16 protein-coding genes and 2 pseudogenes are annotated in these 23,040 nt (G+C 50.4%); 5 read left to right on the forward strand and 13 right to left on the reverse strand.

Features of this window, described 5'->3' with window-relative positions:
* Together FEK43_RS17750 and FEK43_RS17755 are read left to right on the forward strand one after the other, a co-directional pair.
* Nucleotides 1-846: autotransporter outer membrane beta-barrel domain-containing protein (locus tag FEK43_RS17750; protein WP_138158662.1), on the forward strand; the 846-nt coding region annotated here is incomplete at its 5' end.
* 133 nt (nt 847-979) lie between these two features.
* A complete protein-coding gene (locus FEK43_RS17755) occupies nt 980-1,612 on the forward strand; it encodes a LysE family transporter (protein ID WP_130218317.1) in 633 nt (210 codons plus the stop codon).
* 312 nt (nt 1,613-1,924) lie between these two features.
* On the opposite strand, the gene zorD is transcribed toward FEK43_RS17755, so the two are convergent.
* The 4 genes from zorD to zorA1 are packed head-to-tail and all read right to left on the reverse strand — an operon-like array spanning nt 1,925 to nt 10,252.
* A complete protein-coding gene (gene zorD, locus FEK43_RS17760; protein WP_135494346.1) occupies nt 1,925-5,164 on the reverse strand; it encodes a type I Zorya anti-phage system protein ZorD in 3,240 nt (1,079 codons plus the stop codon).
* Complete coding sequence (zorC, locus tag FEK43_RS17765; protein ID WP_138158664.1) at nt 5,164-6,951, reverse strand: type I Zorya anti-phage system protein ZorC; 1,788 nt, start codon at nt 6,949-6,951, stop codon at nt 5,164-5,166. The genes zorD and zorC overlap by 1 nt, the downstream gene beginning before the upstream one ends.
* The gene (gene zorB1 / locus FEK43_RS17770; RefSeq protein WP_130209798.1) at nt 6,948-7,685 is read right to left on the reverse strand and encodes a type I Zorya anti-phage system protein ZorB1; all 738 of its coding nucleotides are present in this window, start codon (nt 7,683-7,685) and stop codon (nt 6,948-6,950) included. Before zorB1 ends, zorC begins: the two co-directional genes overlap by 4 nt.
* Nucleotides 7,686-7,696: 11 nt before the next feature.
* Nucleotides 7,697-10,252, reverse strand: a complete 2,556-nt coding sequence (gene zorA1, locus FEK43_RS17775; RefSeq protein WP_138158666.1) for a type I Zorya anti-phage system protein ZorA1 — start codon at nt 10,250-10,252, stop codon at nt 7,697-7,699.
* A 311-nt stretch (nt 10,253-10,563) separates the two neighbouring features.
* Between zorA1 and FEK43_RS17780 the strand changes: the two genes are divergently transcribed.
* Nucleotides 10,564-12,429, forward strand: a complete 1,866-nt coding sequence (locus FEK43_RS17780) for a YaaW family protein (protein WP_130209794.1) — start codon at nt 10,564-10,566, stop codon at nt 12,427-12,429.
* 153 nt (nt 12,430-12,582) lie between these two features.
* On the opposite strand, the gene FEK43_RS17785 is transcribed toward FEK43_RS17780, so the two are convergent.
* The 8 genes and pseudogenes from FEK43_RS17785 to FEK43_RS17815 all read right to left on the reverse strand — a co-directional run bounded on the left by FEK43_RS17785 (nt 12,583) and on the right by FEK43_RS17815 (nt 20,014).
* Complete coding sequence (locus tag FEK43_RS17785; RefSeq protein ID WP_138158668.1) at nt 12,583-13,965, reverse strand: amidohydrolase family protein; 1,383 nt, start codon at nt 13,963-13,965, stop codon at nt 12,583-12,585.
* A gap of 9 nt (nt 13,966-13,974) precedes the next feature.
* The gene (locus FEK43_RS17790; protein ID WP_138158670.1) at nt 13,975-14,925 is read right to left on the reverse strand and encodes a carbamate kinase family protein; all 951 of its coding nucleotides are present in this window, start codon (nt 14,923-14,925) and stop codon (nt 13,975-13,977) included.
* A 49-nt stretch (nt 14,926-14,974) separates the two neighbouring features.
* Nucleotides 14,975-15,229 (reverse strand): annotated as a pseudogene (gene yahH, locus FEK43_RS23350) (protein YahH); the annotation flags it as partial.
* Between the two features lie 30 nt (nt 15,230-15,259).
* Nucleotides 15,260-15,515: pseudogene (locus tag FEK43_RS23355) on the reverse strand (hypothetical protein); the annotation flags it as partial.
* Between the two features lie 35 nt (nt 15,516-15,550).
* A complete protein-coding gene (locus tag FEK43_RS17800) occupies nt 15,551-16,969 on the reverse strand; it encodes a DUF1116 domain-containing protein (protein ID WP_000083461.1) in 1,419 nt (472 codons plus the stop codon).
* The gene (gene fdrA, locus FEK43_RS17805) at nt 16,969-18,516 is read right to left on the reverse strand and encodes an acyl-CoA synthetase FdrA (RefSeq protein ID WP_135408109.1); all 1,548 of its coding nucleotides are present in this window, start codon (nt 18,514-18,516) and stop codon (nt 16,969-16,971) included. Before fdrA ends, FEK43_RS17800 begins: the two co-directional genes overlap by 1 nt.
* Nucleotides 18,506-19,369: a DUF2877 domain-containing protein gene (locus FEK43_RS17810; protein WP_130261247.1), complete on the reverse strand. Its 864-nt coding sequence runs from the start codon at nt 19,367-19,369 to the stop codon at nt 18,506-18,508. The genes fdrA and FEK43_RS17810 overlap by 11 nt, the downstream gene beginning before the upstream one ends.
* Nucleotides 19,370-19,408: 39 nt before the next feature.
* Nucleotides 19,409-20,014, reverse strand: coding sequence for an ankyrin repeat domain-containing protein (locus FEK43_RS17815; RefSeq protein WP_130261246.1), 606 nt, complete (start codon nt 20,012-20,014; stop codon nt 19,409-19,411).
* Between the two features lie 257 nt (nt 20,015-20,271).
* Here FEK43_RS17815 and FEK43_RS17820 point away from each other — a divergent pair, with 257 nt between their 5' ends.
* Together FEK43_RS17820 and FEK43_RS17825 are read left to right on the forward strand one after the other, a co-directional pair.
* Nucleotides 20,272-20,769, forward strand: coding sequence for a DUF1097 domain-containing protein (locus FEK43_RS17820; RefSeq protein WP_130261245.1), 498 nt, complete (start codon nt 20,272-20,274; stop codon nt 20,767-20,769).
* A 91-nt stretch (nt 20,770-20,860) separates the two neighbouring features.
* Nucleotides 20,861-21,793 (forward strand): LysR substrate-binding domain-containing protein, encoded by a 933-nt coding sequence (locus tag FEK43_RS17825; protein WP_135408111.1) that lies wholly within the window; start codon nt 20,861-20,863, stop codon nt 21,791-21,793.
* A 41-nt stretch (nt 21,794-21,834) separates the two neighbouring features.
* Here the strand turns inward: FEK43_RS17825 and FEK43_RS17830 are convergent, their stop codons facing one another.
* A complete protein-coding gene (locus tag FEK43_RS17830; RefSeq protein ID WP_130209778.1) occupies nt 21,835-22,923 on the reverse strand; it encodes an EAL domain-containing protein in 1,089 nt (362 codons plus the stop codon).
* Between the last annotated feature and the right edge of the window lie 117 nt (nt 22,924-23,040).

The following is a 23,040-nucleotide window of genomic DNA, read 5'->3' on the forward strand; positions in this document are numbered from 1 at the left end:
ACCAGTTTGTGGATGCGTAATATTGGCGGACATAATCGCTTTAAAGATCGTTCGGATGAATTGAGCACTCAGAGCAACCGTTATGTTCTGCAACTGGGTGGTGATCTCGCACAATGGAGCAGTAATGACCTTGATCGCTGGCATCTCGGCTTAATGGCTGGCTATGCCAACAGCAAGAGTCACACGCATTCCAGCCTGACCGGGTACAGCTCACGTGGGCAAATCGACGGCTACAGTGTGGGCGTGTATGGCACCTGGTACGCTAACGAAGCAGACAAAACAGGGACTTATGTTGACAGCTGGTTGCTCTATAACTGGTTTGATAACACCGTCTCCGGCGAGTATCTGCCCAGTGAAAAGTATCACTCTGACGGCATCACCGCCGCCATTGAAGCGGGTTATACCTTCCGTCTCGGTGAAAGCGCTGATGCGCGTACCAGCTACTGGTTGCAGCCCAAAATGCAACTGACGTGGATGGATGTGAAGGCAGACAATCATACGGAAGACAATGGCACGCTGGTTGAGGACAGCACCGAAGGCAACCTGCAAACGCGTCTGGGGGTGAAAGCGTATCTGCAGGGTCATAATGCTATTGATGATCATAAAGAGCGTTCTTTCCAGCCTTTCGTGGAAGCCAACTGGATTTATAACTCACGCAATTACAGCGTGAAGATGGATGGCATCGGCGATGAGATCATCGGCGCGCGTAACGCAGGCGAGTTAAAAGTCGGGGTGGAAGGTCAGATTACTCCGCGTCTGCAACTGTGGGGCAACGTCGCCCAGCAGTTGGGCGACAATGGTTACAGTGATACCCAGGGAATGCTGGGCGTGAAATATCTCTTCTGATACCCCTTTGCCACCTGTCACAGTACGGGTGGCACTCTCTTAGATCGACAACCTTTGTGATCGCGCTCGCATTCAGTCATTTTTACTATAAATATGATGAAGTTAATTCAGCTTATTTATGGGTGAAATCACTATGGACCCCTTGCACGCCGTTTACCTGACCGTCGGACTGTTCGTCATCACCTTTTTTAATCCGGGGGCAAATCTCTTTGTCGTGGTACAAACCAGCCTGGCCTCAGGCCGTCGTGCAGGTGTACTCACCGGGCTTGGCGTGGCGCTTGGCGATGCCATCTATTCCGGGTTGGGATTGTTTGGGATGGCGACGCTCATTACCCAGTGTGAAGAGATTTTCTCACTCATTAAAATCGTCGGCGGCGCTTATCTTTTATGGTTTGCCTGGAACAGTATGCGCCGACAATCAACACCACAGATGAGCGCATTACAGCAGCCGCTTAATGCTCCCTGGTATGTATTTTTCCGCCGTGGACTCATTACCGATCTTTCTAATCCACAAACAGTTTTATTTTTTATCAGTATCTTCTCAGTGACGTTAAGCGCAGAAACGCCGACCTGGGCGCGGTTTATGGCCTGGGCGGGGATTGTGCTCGCATCTATTATCTGGCGTGTATTTCTTAGTCAGGCGTTTTCTTTACCCGCCGTGCGTCGTGCATACGGGCGTATGCAGCGCGTTGCCAGTCGGGTTATTGGTGCGATTATTGGTGTCTTTGCGCTACGGCTGATTTATGAAGGAGTGACACATCGGTGAGCTGATAATTGTAACCAACCCAATTGAGAAATTGGACCGCCATCGAGGCCTCGAACCCCGTACCATACAACAATCCTGGTTGTCGTCTGCTCTTCCTGATGAGCTAATGGCGGTTTTTTGATACGAACCTTACAGCATATTTCCTGTCAGGCCCTGGTGCGATGCATAAGATACAGAAACTGCCCTACGCGAACATGACGGAATTATGATTTTTTTCATATGAATGTCAACTTATACATTCACAAAATATCTTTGTTGTTCATTAATAAAGCAATAGCAAATCCCTGTCGATTTACTCGCCCATGGCATTCCCTACGCCAGGGGAGTACCCGCCAGCACTGCTTCAAAATCTGCGGCGGTCAGATCGGTTGCCCCTTTGAGCATATCTCTCGCCAATGCCCGGCGTCGGTTCAGTAATTCATCCAGCGTTTCTTCAAAAGTCATTAACTGAGTATCACGCACCGTCGGATAATAGACGTAAACATCTTTCTGCTGCCCGATACGGTATGCCCGATCGGTCGCCTGATCTTCCTTCGCCGGATTCCAGCAACGGGTAAAGTGGATGACATGATTTGCTTTCTGGACATTGACGCCAAACCCAACCGCGATGGTGGATAAAATAATGATGTTAAAACCGGGCGTTGATTGAAATGCATCGATCAGACTCTGACGATTTTGATCGCTGCCAGATTTGGTGCTGGTATCACCATTAATAATAAAAGGCTTAAAGCCAAAATGCTGCACAATCAGATGTTGCAGTTCTCGTTGAATATCGCGCAGTTCCGTAAAAATAATCACTTTGTCATCAGATGACTGGCGAATGGCGTTTAATGTCTCCAGCAGCCATTTTACTTTCGGAGCATCGTTCCGTAAGCGCAAATCTGCACTTACGGAATAAGGCCATGCGCAAATAAGTTTCAGGCGATGCAGTAACCCCAGCATACCTGAGCCTCGTTGATCCAGCCCTTCGCTGATCTCCTGTTGGTTTCGCCAGCTTGCAACCGAGTGGGTATAGAGCTCCCGTTGCAATGGCAGCATATTCAACTGTTTACAGCGTTGATCTTCAATCTTTTCCGGCAGGTCTTTCGCCACTTCTTCTTTGGTGCGGCGCAGCGTCTGCGGTTCAATTAATTTACGTAGCGATTCGAGGACAGCATTATCATTCTGTTGCTCAATTGGGCGTAAATAATCTTTACCAAAATTGTTTAAAGCCCCCAACAACCCCGGTTGAACGAAGTCAAATAAACACCACAGATCAACAAGGGTATTTTCGACCGGAGTTCCGGTACATGCGACTTTAAATTGTGCCTGAATGGCTTTTGCCGATTGGGTAATTAATGCCGCCGGATTTTTAATTTTCTGCGCTTCGTCGCACACCATTATGGACCAGGGCTGGCGAGCCAGGGAAAATTCCTGATCGCGTAACGTCTCATAGGTGGTAAGAACAATATGCGCGTCCCCCACCCAGTCACTTTGTAGTAAGTTCTTAATCCCCTTACTTTTAAGCGCCTGAGGGATGCTCTCTTTCGCGCATTTCTTAGCCTTAAGTTCATTACCGTAGAGTTTTAAAATCGACACCTGCTCGCGCAGGAAGAAATTCCCAACCTCGCGCTCCCAGTTATCGAGTAGCGACACCGGAGCAACAATCAGCGAAGGAGGCGCATCCGGGAAACGTTCACGATGCCAGATGAGAAAAGTTAGAATCTGTAAGGTTTTACCCAGCCCCATATCGTCTGCGAGTAAACATCCCGCCGTCTCTATTGGCGACTTTAGATACAACTGCTGGAGCCACGCTACCCCTTTACGCTGGTGTTCACGTAGCTGAATGGACGTTTTGAGGATCATCGGCAGTTCGACTTCTGCCTGATGTGCGCCGAGCAAGGAATCCCGCCGTTGTTTAACATACAGCGCCTGCTCGATATTTTGTTCTATCAGCAGAACGGCACGACTGACCGGTTCACTACTTACGCCATCATTTATTTCACCGTCGATTTTCTTTTTCCATTTATCGTGGAAAATTTCTGCTTCTTCACGGGGCAAAAGGTTGTCGTTCCAGGGCATGGCGACTTCCGACGCATCCGTGGCTTTTGCCTCTTCCAGCCGCTCTTCCAGTTCCTGAAAATGTTGATGATTATCGAGATCCCAGCCAGAGAACATGGCCTCGCACATCTCTTGCGCAAGGTTCTCCGGAAGCCATTTTTCACTTTCACTTTTGACCAGATAAGGCGAACTTATTTTTTCAAATTCACCGATCCCGATAACCCGGTCGCTGTATTTGTTCAGATCGAGGACGTGGGTAAAATTCATTCCCGCCGCCTGGTGCTGCCAGTTTTCAAGCAACGCCTGATAACCTTGCAGTTCTTCCTGGCTGAATCTGGAAAGCTCCAGATCGTAACCCTGCCAGACTCCGGCGGGCAGTTGTGCCGCTAACTTTTGCTCCAATTCAGAGAGCAACGCCGCCAGTTCACCTGGACGTTTAAAGATATAGGTTTCATCCGCCACAGATTGCTCAGTTCTGGGGCTGAGAAGAAGCGTTACCGCCGCAATTTGCCTGTTTTCATCAATCTGCGGCTCCAGACGGAAATCATAAAAGTAAATCCCGGCGTCCTGCAAATTCTGCTCATAAACGTCAGGATCGAGCACCTGGCTCGCCTCTTCACCAATCCAGGTGTAGGGGTTGCGAACAAATGAGAGCGCATCATCCCCCGCCACGCGACGTCCCGTAATAGCGTGCACGGAGGTCAAGACGTCTTTGACTTCAGGGGAAAGAATGACATGGTTTAAGACACCGTCGTCCCCTAAAACACGGTAACGATCCTGTACCTGTTGCGTACGGTCAAAACTCTGTAACCAGTTGGCAGGCTGCTCATCAAAAACAGGTTCAATTTCCAGTACCGGAGTATCCACCACCAGCGATTTTCGCAGTTTTAACTGCAACGATTCCGGCCTGATGACGATCGTTTTCGCGAGATAGTCATCCAGTTTTGCCCCTGCTTTTTTGGCCTGCCGCCGTATTTTGGCCCAACGGGTTTGGTTGACCGTTTCGCCCGGCGTCTGTCGCTGCTGCAATCTGAGTTGGTGTAGTGCGTCCAGAAGCTGCCAGTTCTCTTCACTTAACACAAAGGTGCCTTCCGCAGAGGAAAAGCTGGCTCCTGTGCTGGTTATCTCAACGGGGCGATAGTCATCAGGTAGGGTCCATTTATCAATGAAAACGCGAAAAGTGTCATCGCTAATGCTTCCTGTTGCAGCAAGATGAGCCGTCAGATTGCGCTGTGGGGGGAAAGCAAAAATCGCCAGACTGCTGGCATAGTCGTCATTTTTCCGGATGTGATAAAAATCATCCCAGCTAAGAAACCAGCAATCAGACCAGTGTGAAACATAATCTTCCTCATGAAGCTGTTCCAGGCATGAGGCGACAGGCCAGTTATCTTCGCTATCGGCAAGACTAAAGGGGAAAGCAAACCCCTCTTCTTTCATTACATACAGCGGCACAAATGAAGCAGGTAGTGAAGTATTCTCTTTAATAAATTTACCCAACAATTTTTTAAACACTATTTGCTCCAGTAAGTAAATTTACCCAGCACAGGTTTAAACCCAAGGCTGAGTAATTTTTGCGCCGCTTCATGGTCTGGTTCATTGAAATGAATATGGATTGCGCCCCCAAGCCCTCGTTTATCCATCACTTTGCAATCGACCGAACGAATAATCTCCCGGATTTGTTGTTCCCGGTCGGGGAGACCTTTTTTGGCTTTTAACGAGGAGGCGATGATTTTGATTTGCTCTTCCCGGTCTGACTTTGCATCACTGACTTCACGTTCAGGTAACGATGCAGGCACTGACCGACTCATGGTCTTTGAGGCATTGAAACGGGAGATATCCAAAGTGACAGAAGACTGATTTATATCTTCCGCAACGTAATCAATACCCAGCTTACGAAGTTCTTCGTCATATCGGCTCATCCACCCCTCAATTCGGTTGAGTGAGTAGAGAAATACCGGCGATAAATGCGGTAAACGCAACCGGACTTTACGGCGGTTATTCCGCTTATCTTTCAGATCATAATCAATATCAAGAATGCCGGTTTCCGGATTAAAGGGCGCATTCCCCATATGGTAGGCATACATCGCCCCCACTTTCGAAAATTCGACAAACAGATAATCACCAATGCGCATAATCATGGCGTTGTTATCGCGTGAACCAGAACCTTGCAGGCGGCTTAATCGCCCTGCGTTTTTCGCCCTGAATTCAACATAATCGACATCTTTGGATCGCAGCGCATCTTCGCCCAGCACAATGCGCGTATAGCTCATTTGGTTGGCAAAACGTAGCCAGTAGAACAGGCGCGCATGGTCAACATCCCGATTACCTTTCAGCAATTCAAAGAACAGTTTCAGATCGTCTTTGGCGAACCAGCCTTGCACCATCAGTAATACGGGATTTTCAACGTGAACCTGCCAGCTTTTATTACGGCTGGTTAACTGCGGATTTCCCCAATATTCCAGGGCCAATTGCTTGAGTTCGAAATGTGTTTGATGTTTAAAAGCCGACTGATAATAACGGGTCAGAGTGGCTGCCAGAATATTATCTTTAAACCGCGTAAGCTGGCGGCTCAAGGCGATAATAGAATGAATTTTCTGCTGAAAATCATCGTCAGTCAGGCAAAAAATCTCATTGACCAGGTGGTTAACAATTTTGCGCCATAACCAGCTGGTTTGCGGAATTTGTGCGACTTTCTCCAGCACCGAAATATCCGTGATATCTCCACGCCCAAGCTGTTGTCCGAGAAGAAAACCTGCATTATCGGTAAAAATATCGCTATAGGTGTCAATGACCGACATCCAGGACATCTGACGCGGCGCACTCTCTTTTAGCTGTTGAAACCCGCGAGCAATCTGCGTGCGTAGCTGAAGCCACTGCGGATTCTTTTCCGGTGTATCGCTGGAATGACCAAAGTAGCTGGTACATAACGCCAGCCATTCGCGGCGTGTTAACCGCTGCTGCGCAATTTTTTGTTCAATTTCAGCGATAATCCTCGCGAAGTTTTTTGCATCATCAATCAATGCAATTTCAAACAGATCGCCTTCAGCCACGTCATTAAGACCAAAAAAAATCATCTTCCACTCGAAGGGCTTTGGCGTATCCCCCGCACGCAGCCGGGCAATGGCCTGTCGGCGTTTCTCCAGAGGGGGAACCATCTGCACCGCGCGAGCATCTACCTTCCTCTCTAGTTGCGCGATAACGCGCTGAAGATAGTGAAAAGCATGACTTACCGTCGGCTGCAAGTTCTGCTCCCGATAGGGCAGCAAACGGGTTTTCAGTTTTTCAATAGCGCAAGTCATTGCATGGCTCCCAACTGACAGGTTTCCTGACTAATGCCAGGAACAACATCCATGCTTTCGTCGTGCTTTTTGTCTTTCAGACCAAAGAATTGCATCCGCAGTTCTACGCGACGGCTGGCTTCTTTGCTCTCTTTCGCATTGTTAAACGAAACCCCACCCGCCAGAAATAATTTGCGGATCTGAACCTGTTGTTCCGAGGTTATTTTTTGCTGTAGCGCGCTTCTACTATCCAGCAGACTGCACATCACCCATTCCGAGCGTTGCAACGAAAGGTGCAGGTTATAGAGATAAGAACCGTCAGTATCCGTAAAACCTTCTATAACAATTTGCTTAAACCATTTTTTGCCTTCATCGCTATTTGCCGCTTCCAGCACTAACGGCACCACATCCTGTAGCGCCTGTAATCCTTCGGCGTTAAGCGCAAAGCGATTGTGCTCAAAACGCCCTGCTTCACCAAAGCTGATACGGTTGTCATGGCAGTCAACCTGAATCGTCTTGTTGAGATTCTTTGCCTGAAGCTCAAGTTTTTCACACAGGCGAGCAATATCATGCCCGCGCGATTTCTCCCCCGCTTCCGCCTGCTGGATCCGCTGCGTAACAGAGCTAAGTGACGCCACCATCACCACCAGAAACAGCACCATCATGGCGGTCATCAGGTCTGCATAGGAGATCCAGAAGGGTTTTTCCGCTTCATCGCTGCGCCGTTGCCTGCCATTAAATACCCGGTTAAACATCAGCCTGTTCCTTACGCGCGACGATGACGGAGTACTGTTTCCAGCGTATCCACGCTTTCACCAATAATCTCAACCGAAGAACTTAAGGCTCCCGCGGCTTTAGTCAGCTGCGTATCCATCTCCTGCAGTGAACGATTCAGGCCGTTTTCCACCCCGGTCGTAAAGGATTCAAAACTGGTTCCCATCACCTCGGCAATGTTATGCAGGAACTCCTGAGCCTCACGGTTATATTGTTGCAGGCGTTCCGAATACGCTTTCAGATCATCAACAAAACGGCTGCGGGATGATTGTTCATCATGGCTACGGTTAATCAGCGTTTCGAGTGCCGTTATGGCATTCGCCACGACTTCACGGGTATTACGATAATCGGCAATCAATGCCCCCAACTCCGCGCTGGCACTGGAAAGCGTGCGTCCCGCCTGTTGCGTGCCATTGAGCACCTCAGCAGTTAACTGATTAGCCTCAGCAACACGATCGCCCGCAGCTTCAAAGCGGTCGGCAGCCACGCGCATTTTATCGGCTCCTGTTTGTATCTCTTCCAGATGGCGCGTGGTGTTTTGCGCCATCTGTTGCAGCAGATCGCCAGAAGCAGATTGCTGTTCACGCAGCATCTGCATCAGCGACTCAACCTGACTTTCAAGCTGACCAATGATTCGCTGCGCTTCCTGTTGTAACGCACTCTGCGCCGATTGCTGTTGCTGACTGAGCGACTTCTGACCTTCTTCCAGTTGCCCAAACAGGTTGCCAAGTTGGCTACCCAGGTGATCGATACCGCTGGTCATTTTCTCTCGCAGGGCATCCTGACCGGAATGCATGGTTTGCTGTAACGACGCCATAAACTGTTGTTGTTGCTCAGCCGCCGCCTGCTCACGCGCTTCGCTACGTGCCAGAAGCTGCTGAGTTTCTTCATGCAACACGCGTTGCCCCTGTTCCTGAGTCTGGCTCATCTGTTTTTGCCCAGACTCCAGTTGGCTGAATACACCCGCCAGGTTTTGCGTCAGCGTTTCGACACCTTTGCTCATATTGCCTATCAGCAAATTTTGCGCCTGGTTTTGCTGCTGATTAAGTTGCTGCTGACCATTTTCCAGTTGTGCAAAGAGCGTCGCCATATGGCTGCCAAGCGTATCCACGGAAGCCGCCATTTTCTCCATGGTTTCATTTTGCCCGTGCTGAACACTGGACTGGATAGCCTCAATAAACGCGCGCATCTGTTCCGCCATCGCTTTTTCACGCGCTTCGCTGTCGGCAAAGATTTTTTCCAGTTGTTGCGCCATCCGTTCGCCCGCGCCCTCACCTTCTGCGCCAATACGGGCAACGGATTCCTGCAAGCTGCGCAGCATCTCATTCATCCCAGCCTGCATCTCCTGCTGACCGCTTTTCATTTCGCTTAACAGTTGAGAGATCAGTTGCGCGCTGCCCTGACGTGAGTCATCCCCGGCCTGACGCATATCCTGCAACAACGTTGAGAAGCCGCTTTGCATAGACTGAATGGCTTCCACAGAACGCCCCATCATCTCCTGCATGGTGGTGAATTGCTGACCAAAGGTGTTATCCATTTTGCTCATAAAGGCGGTCAGGACGTTCTCCAGCATCGACTGCACACGATGGCTCTGGTCACCGGAGGCGGTTTGCACCACACCAGCAATTTTATCCAGCGGATTTTTCAGACTGGTTTCGATAGCACCACTGACCTGTTCAGCAAACTGTTGGCCTGACTCGCGGTATGTTGTTGATAATGTCTCTGCCAGCTTTTGATTTTCCCGCACATGGCTATCCACCAGGTTTTGCAGCATTTCACGCAGGTCAGTGACCAGACCATCCTTAAGTTGCCGCGCATGGGTGGTGTTTTCTTTAGTACTGGAAAGAAGTTGCGAAAGGTAATCTTCACCGACGCCGCCCTCAAAAAGCTGGTCAATGCTGGCGGTAAGAAGTTCCAGGTTTTTATAGCATTGCGCCAGTCGCCACTTTTCAAACATGGTGACCAGAATGGAGAACGTAATAGCAAACGCCGAACCTAAGAACGCATACAGAACGTCGCGTAAAAGGTTAGCGACGCTGGCGCTGACCTGCTCTGGCGTGCTGGGGTCAAAATGGTGCAAACCAATCATCAGTCCCGAAAAGGTGCCGATGATCCCAATTCCGGTCAGGATGCCAGGGAGATGTTTAAACGCTTCCGTATAGAGAGGAATTTCGACTAATAACGGTTCCGTAAACCATGCTGACGACGGAGCCGTTGAGCGGATGGCGCTAATTTTTTTTTGCCCGCTGTTTTCGTCAAACTCAAACTGACGATGTAGAGACTCTTTAAATTCGCGCCAGGGATGCGCAAAAAATTTATCAGAGAATAACGCGTCTAATTTTTCGAGTTGTTGTGCCGGTTTTTCATTGCCAATTTGCCGAATTGCTTTCGCTTTTTGTTTAAAGCGCGCTGAAACCCTAAATGAAGGAATAGCGTAACGGACAATGAAACCCAACAACAAAACCCCAACCACAATAGCGACATAAATCGGCACATTTTCTGGATTAACAGAGGTTAACGTGTCGAGGAACGAAGTCAGCGAAAACATCTAAATACCTTGAGTGAAGGAAAAGAAATTTGCAGGGCAGAACATCACCAGCAAGGAAAAAAATCGCCTGCTCATTATAGGAAAAGTCTCGATTTTTACATCAATAAAACGTTATATATCTCACAAAAACATTGATCACACGCATACGTAAGAAATTTAAACTGCTTGGTGAAAATAATTCACAGAATTTATGCTTTATGGCACAAAGATTGGGGATTTTATTTTTTTCACCGCCAGACTTACGTATGAAACTTTTTCGTAGGGCGCGCTGCTTCTAATAACGTCCAGTCACTATTCAACGAGACAATTAAATGAGTGAGATTGACATTAAGGGCGACGAAACGCTGGTTGCTCTGCTACTGAATGCCGACAAAAACGATATCGATCTGCTGATTGATTACATTACCCCAGACGGAAAATTTAATTTTTCCCAGTCTGACCGCGTTAAAAAGGCCTTGCGCGATGGTAAAAATAGCGAAGCTGTTGATGAGGAAACATTGCGTTTGCTGATTCGCGAACTGCAACATTTTGGCGGTAACACCGTAATGAATCTGTTCCGACGCAATGGCGTTAGCTATAGCGAAATTGTTGACGATGTCGCCAGCCATCTGAAAATTAAAGTCGCGAAAAATGCCCCGGTAAAAGAAAAAGAATCACTGATTATCGATGCCGTTTTCGCGTCATCCTGGAACAAAATGTCAGATGACGATCGCCGTCAGCTTCTCCGTGATATGGGAATTAACACCAGTATTAGCCTGGATAAGTTGTCACGTATGGAGCTGCCACTTTTGCAACGTGCGGCAATGGTAGCAAGCGGTCTGGCGCAGATCGCCACGGGGAAGGCACTCCCGCTAATTGCGGGTCTGGGGATAGGTCGCGTGTTGGGCGTTCTCACCGGTCCTGTCGGGTTAGCCCTCACCGGTTTATATACCGCTTATGATATTTCCAACCCGGCGTTCCGAATCACCTTGCCCTGTGTAGTGCAAATTGCCTGGATTCGCTTAAAAAATTCCCGCCATCACCGTCTGAGCGAATCGGTATCATCAACGGCAATGTCAACCGCAAACTATGACAATCGCTGGGTGTTTGAAAATGAAAAGTCGCAGCACGTTTTAACTGTATCGTCTATCGCTTTAAATGAAATTACCCACCCCGACACTCTGGTACGGCATGACATTACTGAAATTTCACGGTTAGGCCCACTCTTACAGACGCTTCCTTCGCTCGCCACCGCCGCCCATATCGCCAGTCATCACTATATGGAAGTCATTATTGATGGCGCACTGGCGAAAGTGAAAGATAGCTCGGGATATCGTGGCTTCAGTCTCGGGGAAAAAGGAATTAAAGCGCACGCAGTTTTGCTGAACCCTGACAAACTGAATCAATTAGTCAACGCCAGCATATTACTGAATGTCGCTTCGGCGATACTGGCACAAAAACATCTGGCAGATATCAGCAATAAACTGACGCAGATAATTGAAAGTATTCGGGAGATTTCTGCGTTCCAGAACAATGCCCGCAAATCTGAAATTGTCGGCGCTATTCAGTATTTACAGCAAATCACGCCTGTCGTCATTGAGGGGCAATCTTCGCCAGAAATACGGCAAATACTTGAAGCTATCGAAAAGGATTTTTCAACACTCCAGGATCATCTGCTGACGGATATTGCCTTTGCTGGCGAGAAGGTAGCCTCTATAAATGACGGCAGTTTTTTCAGTAGCGCAACCATCACCAGTAAAATTCAGGCGCAACAAAAAATTATTGAAGAACGGACGATGGAGTGGGATTTAGCGATGAGAGTACGCGGGCAAGCATTACATCTGGTCAGCCATAGTGAGGGTCAGACGATGCTGGTAGAACGCCGTCAGCAGGCTATAGAACATCATTATGCGCAGTTCGATACGGTTATCAGCAAGGTAGAAAAACAATTACAGTCACGAATTGATAGCATCGGCGCCGTAGCGGAACAGGCGAATACCACCAGCGCCAATAAAGTCATTTTGCGAAAATGGAGCAGTAACCGCTTAATGCCGCAAAAAGTCGCAATTAAGGAAGCCCGCATGGCGTTCGACCAATTCCAGCAAAATATGCTGGACAAGCCGTTGCAGACCAGCCGCATGTTGGTGGAAATGAAAGACGGTAAACCGGTGAAGTGTTATGCGTTGCCGGATGCTTAAGGCAGCTCGTAAGGTTTACTGTGTGGTTAGCGGTGCCACACACAATGTCTCCGGCTCAGGAGAATCAAGGCCAACAACCCCATATCCAAGCAGCCCCACTCCCTGGGGCTTAAATCTCTTACTATTCACCGTTGCAGACATATCAAATGCGTATCAACCTGCCACACTCCCCCACACCAGTTGTCCTTTATGGAACGTTGCCGTTCTCGGCGAAATACGCGCCACCGCCTCGGCAGAACAGGAGGCGTCCACCAGCACAAAGCTGGCATCATCCTGCGCTTTTGGCCACACACGCTCGCCTTTTTCATTCAGCGGCAATACATCACCAGTGGCTAAAAACAGCGAGCGGGATAAATTCTGCTCGTTAGGGCGAATATAGAGCTGTGCGTACAGATTGGCTTTTTCCAGCATGTCGCCCAGGCCGTAAGGCGACCAGTGGTCGATAACGCTGTCGGTGCCGGTCATCACTTTTACGCCTTTGTCGTGGAGCTGTTTGAGCGGCATATGCAACGTGCCAATCGGCACCGTCGAGGCGATAGAAATTTGCTGCGCCACCATCCGGTTCGCCAGTTCATCAACCTGTTGCTCGTTGAGCGTTGCCAGCGCAAAGGCGTGACTGATGGTCAGTTTGCCTTTCAGCTGTGGCGTTTTCTCCACCGTTTCAACCATATAATTGATGGCTGCCACGCCTGCCGGAGTGGTTTCGTGCAGGTGAATATCGACGCCTTTGTCGTAGTCCAGCGCAATCTGGAACATGGTGTCGAGAGATTTTTCCATCGCGCCATCGACACTGGTTGGGTCCAGCCCGCCGACGTAATGCGCGCCTGCCTGCATCGCTTCACGCATTAAGGGTTCCGATTTCGACAGCAGCAAACCGTGCTGCGGGAAGGCGACAATTTCACACTCGAAACCCGCCTGACGTCGTGCCAGCACCGCCTGCAAATTTTGCAGATTTTTCAGGCCGGAAACCGGTTCGATATTGCAGTGGCTGCGGGCAATGGTGGTACCTTTCGACTGCAATAAATCGATCAGTTTTTCCGCCCGCTCTTGGGTGTAGGGTTGCAGTTCCGGCAGCATTTTTTGCTCGAGCTTGATCATGTCCTGGATGGTGGTGCCTGCCGGGCGATTAAGCGAGCGCCACGGCCCGCCGTAAAAGGTTTTGTCGAGATGAATATGCATGTCGCGGGTGGTGGGCAGCATCAGCTTACCGCCAGCGTCATAGTGCGGCAGCGTGGCGTCCGGATGCTGCTTGTTCTCGCGCAGGGCAACAATTTTGCCGTCCTGAATCTCTACGGTCTGGCGCGCCGTGCGGGTCTGCACCGCCACAGCGTTTTCGTAGTCAAAACCGGTTTCCAGCAGCACGTTGTCGAGATAGTAATGCGGGTCAGTGATTTTCATGGTGTTGTTCGCTTCGCAGTTTGTAGTGCCAGAAACCGCCGCATGGGCGAGCGGCACAGAGGTACCAAACAGCGCAGCGGCGGTAACCATCTTACCGCTCTGGCTCAGAAACTCACGGCGGCTATTGTTTTCTTTCATCTTACGTCCTTACGTTTTAAAAATATGGGTGCCCGTTTCACCGCGCAGCGCGGCGGGCAGGCATTCCGGCGTGGTGATAATCACTTCTTTGCCGCCCTGTTCCAGGAATGTCAGGCTGGCGATGATTTTTGGCAACATGCTGCCGGGCGGGAAATGCCCTTCCTGCATATAGCGGGTCATGGTGGCAATATCTACGCGATCCAGCGCCTGCTGCTGCGGCTTGCCAAAGTGAATACACACTTTTTCCACGCCGGTGGTGATCACCAGAATGTCGGCGTGAATTTCGCGAGCCAGTAGTGCGGTGGAGAGATCTTTGTCGATAACCGCGTCCACGCTTTGGTAATCCCCTGCTTCGCTGCGCACCACCGGAATTCCGCCGCCGCCCGCGCCAATTACCACAAAGCCTTGTTGGATCAGCGCCTTAATGGCAGGTGCTTCGACAATACGTTTCGGTTCCGGCGAGGCGACTACGCGGCGATAGCCCCGTCCGGCATCTTCAACAAAACGCCAGTCAGGGTTTGCCTTTTGTAATTCGTCACGCTGGCTGTCACTAAAGAATGCGCCGATGGGCTTGGTGGGATGGGCAAATCCCGGATCGTTTTTATCCACTTCCACCTGAGTCACCACGGTGACGGCTTTTTTCTCACCGTGACGCGCCAGCCGGTTGTTCAGCGCCTGCTGGATCAGATAGCCAATGCCACCTTGCGTATCCGCCACACAGTTTGCCAGCGGCGTTAAGGGCAGCCCTTCGCGCTCGTGGGCAATCTCCGCACGGCGTAAATCCAGCCCGACCTGCGGCCCGTTGCCATGGGTCAGCACAATGTCGTAATCGGAAGCCAGCATTTCCAGCACCGTATCGGCGACGGCTTTCACCGCCTCCGCCTGATGCTCAATCGACTGGCTGGCGTTATCTTTGATAATGCTGTTGCCACCAATGGCAACGACCACAAGTTCTTTCATGTTGTTATGTCCGCTACAGAGGGTGATGGGGTTATGACCAACGCCAGACTGCCTGATGCGCTACGCTTATCAGGCCTACAAATTCTCGTGCCATCCGTAGGCCGGATAAGGCGTTCACGCCACATCCGGCAGTGGTGACAAATGCCTGATGCGCTACGCTTATCAGGCCTACAGATTCTTGCGCCATTCGTAGGCCGGATAAGGCGTTTACGCCGCATCCGGCAATCGTGACAAATGCCTGATGCGCTACGCTTATCAGGCCTACAAATTCTCGTGCCATTTGTAGGCCGGATAAGGCGTTCACGCCGCATCCGGCAGTGGTGACAAATGCCTGATGCGCTACGCTTATCAGGCCTACAAATTCTCGTGCCATCCGTAGGCTGGATAAGGCGTTCACGCCGCATCCGGCAGTGGTGACAAATGCCTGATGCGCTACGCTTATCAGGCCTACAAATTCTCGTGCCATCCGTAGGCCGGATAAGGCGTTCACGCCGCATCCGGCAGTGGTGACAAATGCCTGATGCGACGCTCACGCGTCTTATCAGGCCTACAGATTCTTGCGCCATTCGTAGGCCGGATAAGGCGTTCACGCCGCATCCGGCAGAAGCAACGCGCACTTTACAGTTCAGACGCCGTAACGTTCGCACCAGCCAAGAATGGCTTTCTCGAAGCAGGCGAATGGTGGATGCACAATACCCGCACCAATCATGCCGACGCCCGCATCTTTATGGGCGATGGCGGTGTTGATCACCGGTAGAATGCCGCTGCTACCGACGCGGGTGATGTCGATAGCCGACGGCACGCCCATAAAACCGAGCAGCGGAATGGTGACGTTCGGGTTTTCACCGAGGGTGATTTCACGCATCTGACGGGAGAAATCGATAGCCTCTTCCACCGTGCCGCCCACCAGCGCGACGATTGCGGGCGCGGTCGCCATAGCAAATCCGCCAATGCCGTAGGTTTCGGTGATGGCGCTGTCGCCGATATCCAGCCCTGAATCTTCCGGCTTATAACCGGCAAACATCGGGCCGATCACCTGCTGCGCCGGACCGGTAAACCATTGCCCCGGCAGGCCGCTGACCCGCAGGCCAAACTCGACGCCGTTACGCGCCATGGTGGTCACCACGGTGCTGTATTCGATGCCGTGCGCCGCATCCATCGCCGCTTTACACATCGCCATCCACGTCGGGCCGGAGAAGTAGTCGCTGCTGGCAACAAACTCAAACACTTCGCGCTGTTGCTCCACGGAATAACCTGCCTGAATAATCCCCGGCGTCAGCGCCTGAATCAGCAACGTCGTCCCGGCGTTATTGCGGTTATGGCACTCATCGCCCATATGCAGCGCTTGCGCCAACATTAAGCGCAGATCGATCTCGCCGATAATTTTCATGGCGTCGCGCAGCATTGGCCCCTGCACATCGCGCATCCAGTTGAGGCGGTCAATCACGCTCTGGTCGTTAGCGCCCATGCGCAATATCTTCGCCATCTGCTCGCTCATATTGGTGTAAGCGATGTTGCCGTAGGTTTTGTTTTTTACGATGTGCATAAACATCGAGGCAGAGGTGACGCCCGCCATCGATCCCACGCAGTCATGTTCGTGGCACGGCGAGAAGGTGATCTCCCCGGAAGCCGCCAATTCAGCCGCCTCATCGAGATCTTTCGCCAGCCCTTCGAACACCAGCGCTCCGGTGACCGCGCCTTTCATCGCGCCGCACATTTTTTCCCAGGTAACCGGCGGCCCGGCGTGAAGAATGGTTTTCGGCGTCATGCCCGGCACCACGTTAATCGCCTGATCAAAACCAATCAGCACCGGATGCGACTGGATAATGCGCTCCAGCGCCTGCTGGTTAGCGGCGGCGATTTTGTCCGCCAGCGGCGAATCGGCAATGTTGTCCAGCGCCTGCACCACCTGCATATTGCCCTGCCCCGGCGGCGTCCAGTCGAGTTGGGTCACTTCTACATGCTGCTTTTTCAGGTCATCGCTAAACATGGCGATGCCGACGTTAATAACATTCAACGGTTGGCTAAACAGTGACTGGCTCATCAGGCTTCCTCCCCTTTGCAGATAAATTCACGCGCCAGCAATCCGGTATTGGTGCTGCTGCTCGCCAGAATCACTCCGGCATCAAGCAGCATCTGGCTTTGTTGTTCTAACGATGGCGTATCGAGATCGGTACCCAGCACATAGGCGAGAATGATCAACTCGCGTCCTTCGGCAGCGGCGATCGCTTTCGCTTCTTTGATCGCCTCGATGGTGGAGCCGACCGGATCTTCATGCGATCCAAATCCGAGCACAAAATCCATCACGATCACCGCCACTTCTGGATCGCGCGCCTCTTCGATCAAGCGACTGATGCGGTTGGTGGGGTCAATCATTGGATGCGGCTTGCCGTTGGTGAAGTCGTCATCGCCAAAGTCGAGGAAGGTGTGTTTGATGCTGCGGTTGATATCTTTCAGGCGGAATTCAGGATCGGGCTGAATGTTGCTGTAAACATCGCCATGTTTTTCCATCACCGCGAACATGGTTTCGTCACACAGCGTGCCGCCGCAGAACAGGCCACGAATGTATTTCTGTTGCGGCTTCAGGCGAGCGCGCACGTCAGCAATCAACGGCTGGTTCAGGGTATGCAGGTCGAGATGTTCCTGTTTCACGCCGGAGAGCATCACTGCTTTCAGCGCCGCTTCTTTGCTGCCGCGGGCAAACTGGAGTCCCTGCTCGTCAACCGGCGTTTCGCCACGACCGAGGAAGCAGACCACTACCGACTTGCGGCAGGCGCGCGCACGTTCCAGCACTTTGCGGGCCACCGCAGGCGCTGGCGGTTTGGAGATAAGCACAATGATTTCAGTTTGCGGATCGTTTTCCAGCATCCCGATAGCGTCGAGCATCATCAGGCCGCCGATTTTCTCGCTCAGGTCGCGCCCGCCAGTGCCAATCAGTTGCGAAACGCCGCCGCCAAATTCATGGATACGGACGCTCAGTTCCTGGCTGCCGGTGCCGGATGCGCCAACAATACCGATGTTGCCGCGACGCGCGGCGTTACCAAAACAGAGAGCCGCGCCGTTGATAATCGCCGTGCCGCAGTCTGGCCCCATCATCAGCAGCCCTTTTTCGTGGGCCAGCTGCTTGAGCGCCAGTTCATCTTCAACCGAGACGTTATCGGAAAACAGCATCACGTTAAGGTCGTTTTGCAGCGCCTGACGCGCTTCGCGCGCAGCAAACAGGCCGTTGACCGAAATCACTGCCAGGTTACTTTCCGGGATATGCTTTTTGGCGCTGGCAATCGTGGCGTAACGTGCCTCGTGCGAGCCGCTTTGCGCTTTGGTGTTGAACAACTCTTCAATCTCCACCAGCAACTGCTCGTTGTCCGCGCCCGCTTTGCCGTTGATGACAATCATCAGGTCGCCGTTTTTCGCCTGTTCCAGCTCCGGCGTCAGCAGCCCTAAATTTTTCAGTACGCCTTTGTTCATTTCGGTCGCCATCGCCACAAATGCCTGCTCGACGCCGTCGAGTTTATTTGCACGCGTGGAGATAGACATCAGCGAGACAGAATCAAAATAGGTATTCGGTTTAATGACTATTTTAACTGACATAATTCCCTCCGTAGGTTTGGCTCAGCGCACAACCATCGGCCATGCCATACAGCATGTCGCAGCCGGAACTGGAGCCAATATGTTTAATTTTTTCTATTGCCTGAGTTGCGTTCCCAGGGATGTCATAAATAATGTCGTGTATAAAACGATGAATATTTTCCCGGCAGCGTTGTTGTAATGCGGCTTCCAGCGTTATGGCACTTAATAACGTGGTATTATTTTTGCCGCGTTGCAGACCGAGATAAAATTCCTCTTTGTATTTTTCCGCCGGATGCCCGGATATAAATAAAATAAGCGCCAGTCCTGTTAAATAATCGTCGGCTGATGGCGTAAGGCCAATCCCTAAGCCCATCATACTGGCGACCGCTGAGGCGATATTTTGTTTATCGTTTACTGCCTGAATAACTGCCCGTCGTTTAATATGTAATTCTTTATTTAATGCCTGATAAAACGGATTATCGCCGTGATAATTAAACAGGGTTTCATTTTCCCCCAGGTGCTGATGAATAATGTCGTGCCACTGTTGCCAGGCGATAAGGTGAAAATTCAGAGCGGTCATTTGCAAGGTTGGGGACAGCCAACGCTGACATCGACTCATCTCTATATGAAGATGTTGACCAACCGTAATGCCTTGATCGTCAAACTGAACCTTATCACCATGCCGGAACAGACCATCAAAGTGAGTGAGTGCCAACCGACAACTGTTTGGCGCATTGTCGTACTCTTCACAAAGCAGCGTCAGCAACTGCTGGCGGGCCGGGAGAGCGATATTTACCGCTCTGGCAAAGACCTGTTCTACCTGTCCTTGCCCCCGCTGCGCCAGAAAATCCGCATCCGCAGTTAGCGCCCACACACACCGTCTTTCTGGTGTGTCGATAGCCAGCCTCCCGGTTTATGCGCCTGCGGCAATCAGCAACTGCGCAATCTCTTCAAAACCCCGTTCCCGCGCCAATTCCAGCGGCGTTTTGCCATATTTATCCGTCATGTGCGGACTGGCCCCGTGTTCCAGCAATAGCTGGACAATCGCCTGCTGTTTAATCCCGCCATCGTTAAGCACAATCGCTTCCAGTAGCGGCGTCCAGCCAACATGGTTGGTCTGGTTAACGTTGATATCTGTATGTGCCAAAAGCTCTTTTACAATACTTAAATGGCCTTTTTCACAGGCAGGCGTCAGGCCGACACCGCCAAAACGGGTGACACAATTAAGGTCTGGTTTAGCCGGTAAAATAATTCGTAGCAGCGTTAAATCACCGTTCAGGCAGCTCATTAAAAAAGGATTTAAACATGTCAGGTCTTGTTTATTAATATCCGCCCCGGCATCAATTAATGCCTGAACGCAAGCATATTGCTGATATAAACTTGCCAGCGTAATTGCCGTTTTCCCCTGGCGATCGCAGGTATTAATATCGACACCCAGCGCAAGACAGGTTTTTACTTTATCGATATCGCCCTGTTGTGCAGCCAATAAATAGTCGGCAGGTAGATTTTTTATAGTCATTCACATTCCCCTGGTTTTTGTGGCTGTTTTCGATGAATTGAGAATAGCAACGATAATCTGATAAAAGAACCCGCTTAAATTTAATTCGCCGTATTTCGCCTTTTTGTTGAATGATGTTCAACAATCTTTTCGCAGTGTGCGGTAGTGCAATATTTGTTTCTTTGACCCGATACCCTTTCACTCAATCAGGTTTTATTTCTCTATAGTCTGCACATGTAAGCGCAGCTTTCGTCCATGTCTAACCAGAGGGGAACAAGATGAACGGACTCACTGCAACGGGTATAACCGTCGGTGTTTGTGCAGGGCTTTGGCAGTTAGTGTCTTCACATGTTGGGCTTTCTCAGGGATGGGAATTATTAGGAACGACAGGCTTCGTCGCCTTTTGCAGTTTTTATGCCGCAGGCGGCGGTAAATCGGGGTTTATCAGAAGCCTGGCGGTTAACTATTCCGGGATGGTGTGGGCGTTTTTCGCCGCACTGGCTGCCGGTTGGCTGGCCTCGGTGAGTGGGCTGTCCGCGTTCTGGGCGAGCGTGATTACGACTGTACCCTTCTCGGCGGTGGTGGTCTGGCAAGGGCGTTTCTGGTTACTGTCATTTATTCCCGGTGGCTTTCTCGGCATGACGCTGTTTTTTGCCAGCGGGATGAACTGGACGGTGACGTTACTGGGTTTTCTGGCGGGTAACTGCGTGGGGATAATTTCAGAATATGGTGGACAAAAATTAAGCGAAGCGACGACTAAACGCGACGGGTATTAAAAGTTATTCAAAAATGATTACCCATCTTTAATTGATACCTCTACAGTTATGCTTGGAGAAATTCATAGTAGATAATGGCGGGAATGGTTTAATGAACTCAATTTTTACCGAAGAGAACCTGTTAGCGTTTACTACCGCTGCGCGTTTTGGCAGCTTCAGTAAAGCCGCAGAAGAGTTGGGTTTAACCACTTCCGCCATTAGCTACACCATTAAGCGTATGGAGACGGGGCTGGATGTGGTGCTGTTCACTCGCAGTACCCGCAGCATTGAGTTAACCGAGTCCGGGCGTTATTTTTTCCGCAAGGCTACCGACCTGCTGAATGATTTTCACGCCATCAAACGCAGTATCGATACAATTTCGCAGGGCATAGAAGCACGTGTGCGCATTTGTATTAACCAGTTACTTTATACGCCCAAACACACCGCACGCTTATTGCAGGTACTGAAAAAGCAGTTTCCTACCTGCCAGATTACCGTGACGACCGAAGTGTATAACGGCGTCTGGGATGCGATTATCAATAATCAGGCGAATATCGCCATCGGCGCGCCCGACACGCTGCTGGACGGTGGCGGTATTGATTACACTGAAATTGGCGCGATTCGCTGGGCTTTTGCCATTGCCCCGGATCACCCACTGGCCTTTATGCCAGAACCGATCGCTGAAAGTCAGTTGCGTCTTTACCCTAATATTATGGTGGAGGACACCGCGCATACGATTAATAAAAAAGTAGGTTGGTTGCTGCATGGGCAGGAGTCGATTCTGGTGCCAGATTTCAATACCAAATGTCAGTGCCAGATTTTAGGTGAAGGGATTGGTTTTTTGCCGGATTACATGGTCCGTGAGGCGATGACGCAATCCCTGCTGGTTACCCGACAAATCCATAATCCGCGCCAGGATTCGCGCATGTTACTGGCGACTCAGCATTCTGCTACGGGTCAGGTGACGCAGTGGATTAAAAAACAATTTGCGCCAAATGGCATATTAACGGGGATCTATCAGGATCTACTGCATCGGGAGAATTGATACCACTCAACCTCCCGATGCGTTGTGAATAGCGGTTTAGATCAACCACCTGCTTTCATTACCCATTCAGAGATAAATTTATTACCCGGTACTGGCGGAGAATACAAATAGCCCTGCAAAAAGTGAACGCCTTTACCGATCATTAAGTCCGCCTGTTCCTGAGTTTCCACCCCTTCAGCCACGATACTCAGACCAGGTTTACGCGCCAGTTCGACAATGTTGTCGACAATATGACCGGAGATTTCGTCCACGCTCGCCATTTGCACAAATGACTTATCGATCTTAATAAAATCGACCGGGAACGCCTGCAAGTAACGATAGGTCGCATAACCCGTACCAAAATCATCCAGCGCAAAGGTAATGTTGTGCTGATGAAGGCTATCAAATATCGCTCTGGCTTCTGGCGTTACCGGAATAGGGTTACGTTCCGTCAGCTCAAGAACCAGCTTGATTTTATCGTTACCTAATTTCTTAACCAGGTTCAGACACTCTTTTTCAAATCCCGCAGCCAAGAAACAGCCCGCCGAGACGTTGATACCAATATGGAAATTGTCCGGCAGCAAATGTTTTACCGGCATCAGAATATCCGCAGTCTGTTTCATCAACTGGCGGGTCATTATAACGATAAGACCAGATGACTCCGCCAGAGGAATAAATTGATCCGGCGGGATGATTCCCGTTTGCGGATGTTCCCAACGAACAAGCACTTCACAACCTGTCAGTACCCCTGTCTGAGCACAAAATACCGGTTGGATCCACGGTTTGAATTCATGGTTTTCCAGCGCCAGACTGATGGCTTCAGGTGTGACAATATGGTGACAACGGTTGTCAGGAAGATAAATTTTATTTTTATTTCCCGTAGCAGTGGTTACCTGCGGGTGATACTGAAAAAAGATATCCCGCCAGAAGGTAATATCACTCTGGATGCCTAATTTCTCATACAACTGCTTCTTTTGATGTGAAATTGTCTTTGCACTGCGATTTCTGTACTGTGAGATTTCTGTAACCGACATCCCCTCCATTAGCAGCTTGAGTAAAAGCCGTTCTTTTTCGGACACAATACCAGGCAACGTCAAATTAACCGTTGCGCCGAACTCTTCCAAAAAAACACTCAAATCATGCGAAGCCATTGAACACACCTTGATTAAATCTTGTGCGCCAGCTTAATCTGCTTGTCTTCACTCTGGCAGGAAAAGCTGACTGCAAGAAAATGACACAGAGAGCCGAATTGGTACCCATTCGGCTCT

Source organism: Escherichia sp. E2562, assembly GCF_005781075.1.
Taxonomy (GTDB): Bacteria; Pseudomonadota; Gammaproteobacteria; order Enterobacterales; family Enterobacteriaceae; genus Escherichia.